Origin of the sequence: Haloferax profundi (genome assembly GCF_001469865.1) — an archaeon.
Taxonomy (GTDB): domain Archaea; phylum Halobacteriota; class Halobacteria; order Halobacteriales; family Haloferacaceae; genus Haloferax; species Haloferax profundi.
This window is the reverse complement of the sequence record NZ_LOPV01000661.1, coordinates 1-6,386: the sequence shown is the minus strand read 5'-3', so window position 1 is coordinate 6,386 and position 6,386 is coordinate 1. Positions and strand designations below refer to the sequence as shown.

Here is a 6,386-nt window from a genome sequence, read left to right as displayed (position 1 = left end):
GTTGTAGGAGACGGTGCCGCCGAGTTCGGATTCGAACGTCTCGGCGAACACGTCGGACAGGCCGGTCCCGTAGTCGTTGTTGATCCACGTGACGGCGACGTTCTCGTGGCCATCGTCGTAGACGAGGTTGGCGAGTGCCGTCCCCTTCGCCGCACCGGACGGGCTCATGCGGTTCAGTTCTGGACGCGTCGTCAGTTCGGGACTGGTACTGTTCTGGCTAATCTGTACGACGCCTGCGTCCTTCGTGACGCTGTCGTGGATTGCGATGGACACACCGGAACCGACGGACCCGATGAGTAGTGGGACGCCGTCTTGGTTGACGAGCTTCTGAGCACCGTTGACGCCGCCCTGGTTCGTACTCTCGTCGTCCTCGACGGAGATGTCGAGCGAGGCACCATCGTCGCCGATGCCGACTTCGTTGACTGCTTCGAGTGCCAGTTCGCGGCCACGGGTGTTGCGCTCGCCGTACGGTGCGAGCGACCCGGTGAGCGAGTCGACCATCCCGATGGTGTACGAGGAACCGCCGTCTCCGCCGTCGTCGCTCGCAGTCGTCGTCTCTTCGGTGTCGTCGCCACCGCCGCCACCGCCGCCCGATTGCTCGGTGGTGGCCGGTTCTTCGTCTTCGCCTTCGAGACAACCGGCAGTCGCGCCGACGAGCGACAGTCCTGACAGCTTCAGCAAGGTTCTGCGGTCTATGTCTTGCGGTGTCATAACATGGACTTCTCGCCGATTGTCGTAAATATACCTGTAACCGCCCATGGTCGGGAGCGACCGAATTCGTGTACGCGAGCGCGAGTATTGCGTAAATTCCAGAGTATAATACTCAGAATTATTTGGTAGGGTTCCCCTTTAGGAGGGGACTCTCAAAACACGGGAGCGATGATACCCCCCATCGCGAACAAGTTCGTGGCGGGTGAGACGGCCGAGAGTGCAGTCTCGCACGTCGAGTCGTTGAACCGTGACGGAGTCTCGGGGATACTGAATCTACTCGGAGAACACTACAGTGACCGACGCGGCGCAGACGCCGACGCCGAAGCGTACGTCTCGCTCGTTCGCGACGTCGCCGCGGCGGATATCGACGGGTGCATCTCGGTGAAGCCGTCGCAAATCGGCATCGACGCGAGTGACGGTGTCTTCCGAGAGAACCTCGACCGAATCGTGGAGGCCGCCTCCGAAGAAGACATCTTCGTCTGGGTCGACATGGAAGACCATACGACGACTGACGTCACCCTCGACGCAGTCTGTGACCTCGGCCACGAGACGGACGGAAACGTGGGCGTCTGCGTCCAGGCGAACCTGAAGCGAACCCCGGACGACCTCGAACGGTTGGCGTCCGTCCCCGGAAAGGTTCGACTCGTCAAGGGCGCGTACAACGAACCCGCGTCCGTCGCCCACAAGAAGAAGGCCACAGTCGACGAGGTGTACCGCGAGTTGCTGGAGTACATGTTCGCCGAGTTCGACGACGGCGTCGCCGTCGGCAGTCACGACCCGGCGATGCTCTCGTACGCCCGTGAACTGCACGACCAGTACGGGACGCCCTACGAAGTGCAGATGCTCATGGGGGTGCGCGAGGACGCACAGCGCGAACTCGCCGCCGAGGGCGTCGACGTGTGGCAGTACGCCCCCTACGGTGACAAGTGGTTCCAGTACTTCTATCGTCGCGTGCGCGAGCGCAAGGAGAACGCGCTGTTCGCCCTGCGAGCAGTCGTCGGCGTCTGAGAACGTTCAGCTCTCTCGGCCGTTTTTGAATTCGTTACTGCGGGTCCAGCAGTTTCGATTCAGCTTTTCGCAGGTGTTCGAGCAGCGTCGTCTTCGAGATGTCGAGCATCGACGCGAGTTCGCGGGTCGATACCTCGCGTGGCCAGCGGTAATATCCCTGCTCACGCGCCAGTTCGAACGCCTCTCGCTGACTCTGGGTCAACGTGTCGAGTTGTCGCTCCCGCTTCGGTTCTGCCCCCGACGCGGACGTTATCGACTGGACCTCGATGTCCGCCCCACTGTTGTCCATGACGGCGTCGATTCGGTCTCGAATCTCGGTTCGTTCGCCGGCGTACCAGACTTGCCACAGTTCTCTTCCGTCTTCTATCCGTGCCGGAGCGCTGTGGACGAACCCCTGTTCGAGGAGGTACGGATTTATCATGTCTCCCGGGTCGTACTCCAAGAAGAATTCCCGTGCGACCGACCCCGGTGCGACCTGTCTCCCTCGTGAATCGAACCGTTCCTGGAGTTCGAGTACGTCGCCGGTCAACGTCGAGTCCGCGATAGTGTCGAGGAGTGTCTCTACGACGTCGGCGGACTCGCCGTAGGCGGTGAACAGTCCGTTCATCCGTCCACTCGGTCGTTCGATTTCACCGGCGGGTGTATCGTAAATCGCGTGTGCGAGAATCCCTCCGTCGTGTTTACTCGTCGCCTCTATCGCCCAGCAGTTCGGATGCCAGAGGTCGAGCGTCAGGCGCGTGCCTTGCCCTGCCATGCGCTCGCTCATACCGCGCCGTAGTAGGTGTGAGTGTAAGACGTTGTCTATGGTCACAACGCGTGACAGTACCCGTAATTCGTCTCTCTCGACCGGCGGAACGATGGCCGACGCGACGTGGGTGACCCTCCCATGGGAGGTGCCGGGGTTATTAATGTAAGTTCCGCAAATATCACCATCATGGCGCAGGATGTCTACCGACACTATATAAACGGCGAATGGACAGACGGCTCCGGTGAGGAGACGTTCGAGAGCGAGAATCCGGCGACCGGCGAGACGCTGGCGACGTTCCGACGCGGAACCCCGGAAGACATCGACGTTGCGACTGGCGCGGCGGACGACGCGTACGAGGAGTGGCGCGACCTCTCGCACATCGAACGCGCAGAGTACCTCTGGGAGATTTACCACGAACTGCGTGACCGAACCGAGGAACTCGCAGAAGTCGTCACCAAAGAGTGTGGCAAGGAAATCTCCGAGGGTCGCGCCGACGTCATCGAGGCGTACCACATGGTCGAGTGGGCCGCCGGTGACGCCCGTCACCCCAAGGGCGACGTCATCCCCTCCGAGATTCCCGCGAAGGACGCCTACATGCGCCGCAAGCCCCGTGGCGTCGTTGGCTGTATCACCCCGTGGAACTTCCCGGTCGCTATTCCGTTTTGGCACATGGCCGTCGCCCTCGTCGAGGGGAACACGGTCGTCTGGAAACCTGCCGAGCAGACCCCGTGGTGTGGCCAGATTATCGCCGAGATGTTCGAAGACGCCGGCATCCCGGACGGCGTGTTCAACATGGTACAGGGCTTCGGCGACGCCGGTGCCTCCATCGTCGACGACGAACGCGTCGACTCCGTGCTCTTTACGGGGTCCGCCGAAGTCGGTCACGAAGTCGCGAGCAAGGTCGCCCAGCAACCCGGCAAACTCGCCGCGTGTGAGATGGGTGGCAAGAACAGCATCATCATCACAGAGAAGGCGGACCTCGACATCGCGGTCCACTCCGCGGTCATGTCGTCGTTCAAGACGACCGGCCAGCGCTGTGTCTCGTCCGAGCGTCTCATCGTCCACGAGGACGTCTACGACGAGTTCAAAGAGCGATACGTCGAACTCGCCAAGGACGTCTCCGTCGGCGACCCACTTCGCGAAGACACCTTCATGGGCCCCCTCATCGAGGACGGCCACAAAGAGAAGGTCACCAAGTACAACGAACTCGCCAAGAAGGAAGGCGTGAACGTCCTCGTCGACCGTACCGAACTCGGCGACGACGAGATTCCCGAGGGCCACGAGGACGGCCACTGGGTCGGCCCATTCGTCTACGAGGCCGATGCGAAAGAAGACCTGCGCTGCACCCACGAGGAAGTCTTCGGTCCGCACGTCGCCCTGCTCAAGTACTCCGGTGACATCGAAGAGGCAGTCGAGATTCAGAACGACACCGACTACGGCCTCGCCGGTGCCGTCATCTCCGAGGACTACCGCCAGATCAACTACTACCGCGACAACGCGGAAGTCGGCCTCGCGTACGGGAACCTCCCGTGCATCGGTGCCGAGGTCCACCTGCCGTTCGGTGGTGTGAAGAAGTCCGGAAACGGCTACCCGTCTGCTCGCGAAATCATCGAGGCAGTCACCGAGCGTACCGCGTGGACGCTCAACAACTCGAAAGAGATTCGGATGGCACAGGGCCTCTCCGCGGACATCAAGACGAAAGACGACGAGTAAGTAGCCTCGTCCGAAGCCCACGACGTTCTATTTTTCGCTGCCGAACACGTCACTGCTGACTGACTGCTGGCAGTCGCCGAAGCTCACGTTCGATGTCGTCGGAACAGTATCCAGCCACCGGCGACGAGTCCGACGAGGAAGAACGCCGCAGCGAAGAACGCAGACTGCGAACCGAGGGTGCTCGACAGTCCAAACAGGTCGATTCGGTTGACGTAGCCGAGGCCGACGAAGATTCCGAAGACCACAGCGGCAGCACCGGCCCGCAGTCCGAAGTCCATCAGGAAGCGTTCGAGCGACGAGTCAGACGCCATACACCATCACCCAGCCTCGGCGTATTGACTCTGGTGGGAGGAAACAGGGGAGTGTGGCGCCGCTCGACGGTGTGAAAGTGACGGAGGGAGCGGCCCTCCGTGTTCGCTCGTGTCACCAGTTGGCGGAGTGAGACGAGGCGAGGGGTGCGCCCCCTCCGGGCTTGGGGGCGCGAAACGACGTGGCCACGTCGTTGGAAGCCGCAACGGACCCCGATACGTTGCAGCGAGTGCGGCGGATGTGGAGTCGCCGACGTCTGGCGAGAAAAGCGCCTATTGCGTCGGCGATTCTGGCTAAGGAGCCATGGTGTATAAACCCACCGTAACACTGTATAGCGTGTCTCGTGCGCGCGCAACGCCGCTGGGTCACGCGGTCGATTCGAGTTCCTGTCGAAGCGCCGCTTCGAGGTTGTCGAGTTCGCGGTCGAGATTCCGCTCGAAGAACGTCTCGACGCCCGGGAGTCGGCCGTCGACGACGAACTCGTTGACGAGTCGGCACCCCTCGTCGCTCGATTCGATGGTGTGCTCACCCGTGACCCGCATCACGCGCGAGCGACCGACGAATTTGACGTGGGTGGGTTCTTCGACAGTCACGTCTTCGGTTTCGACTTTGACCGTAGACCGGACGAGGGGGATCGGGAGTTCGAGATACCACGTCGCGTGGCGTCCATCGTCGGAGATATCGAAGCGTTCGACGACACTGATGGCTCCCGCTCGTTTCGCCGGGTCAGCGATAAACTCCCAGACGTCCTCGCCGGGGGCGTCGAACTCGAACGTTCGTTTCACGCGGACGGTCATGCGATAACATCACTCCTCGTCAGTAAAAAGCCGCTGAATCGATTAGCTCAGGGTGACGCGCCAGGTGGTCGAACGGGCACGACCCCACTTCTCGATTTCCACGTCTTCAGATTTCTCAGCCAGGTGGGGGAGGCGGGAACCGACTTGCTTTGCGGTCAGACCAATCGCTTCGGCGATGTTCTTCGCCCGGAAGTACCCCTCTCCGCGGCTAACGCTATCGCGGAGGTATGCGATGATGCGTTGTTCCTCGTCGGTGTACTCGGTCATCCTCGCCCCGTCTAGGGAATGTGCGCTCTTAACGGTTACTTGTATTCTACGTTACTGGAAGATGTGAGCGCCGGAGACGGCCAGCGAGGCTGCAATAATTGCCACCGCGAAGCCAGCCGCTTTCGTCAGTTGGTCCGGTCCAGCAACCATCAGCCCTGCACCGACGAGCGTGAGCACGCCGAACAACGCCGCAAAGCCGATGGACTTGTCGGATTGCACCGTCTTGGTTTCCATATCCACGACCTTCTCGGGTGCGTACTTAGTTCATTCGACAGCGAGTGTCGCGTGACTGGTTCCCATCGACGTGAGTTGCGTCCGTGACAGGTCCGCACTCGAAGGCCCGCCCCGCGAATCGTGTGACCACGACACAAAGCCGTCGTCGGCCGTTCGACATTTGTACCAGTAGCTTCCTGTGACTCTACGATGGGATTGACATCTGTGCTGTTCGGCGGGAAACTCCGAATCGCACTCGTGGCACTCCTCCTCGTCGGAGGCGGCGTCGCTGGCGCGTTCGCCATGGGCGTCCTCGGTGTGCCGAGTGTGCAGGGCGTCGACAACCGATTCGCGGGCGTCAACGAGACGGCGACGGTCATCGAATCCGAAGTCGACGTCGACAATCCGAACCCACTGTCGGCGAACCTCTCTGGCGTCAGCGTCGACTACACGGTGTCGATGAATGGGCTGGAGATGGCGAACGGTGAGAAAGACGGCGTCGCTATCGGGAGCGGAGAGACGGCAATCCCCCTCCAGACGACGCTCTCGAACGACCGAATCCCCACGTGGTGGGTCTCGCACGTCCAAAACGGCGAGCACACCACACTCCGCGTGGACGC

At 61.5% G+C, this 6,386-nt stretch carries 9 protein-coding genes; 3 read left to right on the top strand and 6 right to left on the bottom strand.

Annotated elements, in window-relative coordinates; all coding sequences use genetic code 11:
* Window positions 1-696 (bottom strand): ABC transporter substrate-binding protein (locus AUR66_RS18545; protein ID WP_197409876.1); only part of this gene is annotated, 696 nt, incomplete at its 3' end.
* A gap of 183 nt (window positions 697-879) precedes the next feature.
* On the opposite strand from AUR66_RS18545, the gene AUR66_RS18540 reads away from it, so the two are divergent.
* Window positions 880-1,719, top strand: coding sequence for a proline dehydrogenase family protein (locus tag AUR66_RS18540; protein ID WP_058573611.1), 840 nt, complete (start codon window positions 880-882; stop codon window positions 1,717-1,719).
* Window positions 1,720-1,753: 34 nt separating this feature from the next.
* Here AUR66_RS18540 and AUR66_RS18535 read toward each other — a convergent pair whose 3' ends face one another.
* Window positions 1,754-2,485, bottom strand: a complete 732-nt coding sequence (locus AUR66_RS18535; RefSeq protein ID WP_058573610.1) for a helix-turn-helix domain-containing protein — start codon at window positions 2,483-2,485, stop codon at window positions 1,754-1,756.
* A gap of 168 nt (window positions 2,486-2,653) precedes the next feature.
* Between AUR66_RS18535 and AUR66_RS18530 the strand changes: the two genes are divergently transcribed.
* On the top strand, window positions 2,654-4,180 hold the full coding sequence (locus AUR66_RS18530; RefSeq protein WP_058573609.1) for an aldehyde dehydrogenase family protein: 1,527 nt from the start codon (window positions 2,654-2,656) through the stop codon (window positions 4,178-4,180).
* An 83-nt stretch (window positions 4,181-4,263) separates the two neighbouring features.
* On the opposite strand, the gene AUR66_RS18525 is transcribed toward AUR66_RS18530, so the two are convergent.
* From AUR66_RS18525 to AUR66_RS18510, 4 genes are all read right to left on the bottom strand, one after another.
* Window positions 4,264-4,491: a hypothetical protein gene (locus AUR66_RS18525; protein ID WP_058573608.1), complete on the bottom strand. Its 228-nt coding sequence runs from the start codon at window positions 4,489-4,491 to the stop codon at window positions 4,264-4,266.
* A 363-nt stretch (window positions 4,492-4,854) separates the two neighbouring features.
* Window positions 4,855-5,286 carry an SRPBCC family protein gene (locus AUR66_RS18520; RefSeq protein WP_058573607.1) on the bottom strand — a complete coding sequence of 144 codons (432 nt, stop codon included), beginning with the start codon at window positions 5,284-5,286 and terminating at the stop codon, window positions 4,855-4,857.
* A 42-nt stretch (window positions 5,287-5,328) separates the two neighbouring features.
* A complete protein-coding gene (locus AUR66_RS18515; protein WP_058573606.1) occupies window positions 5,329-5,553 on the bottom strand; it encodes a DUF7123 family protein in 225 nt (74 codons plus the stop codon).
* Window positions 5,554-5,604: 51 nt separating this feature from the next.
* Window positions 5,605-5,787: a DUF7525 family protein gene (locus AUR66_RS18510; RefSeq protein WP_058573605.1), complete on the bottom strand. Its 183-nt coding sequence runs from the start codon at window positions 5,785-5,787 to the stop codon at window positions 5,605-5,607.
* Window positions 5,788-5,976: 189 nt separating this feature from the next.
* Between AUR66_RS18510 and AUR66_RS18505 the strand changes: the two genes are divergently transcribed.
* Window positions 5,977-6,386, top strand: a 410-nt coding sequence (locus AUR66_RS18505; protein ID WP_197409875.1) for an LEA type 2 family protein, incomplete at its 3' end; no start/stop codon positions are given.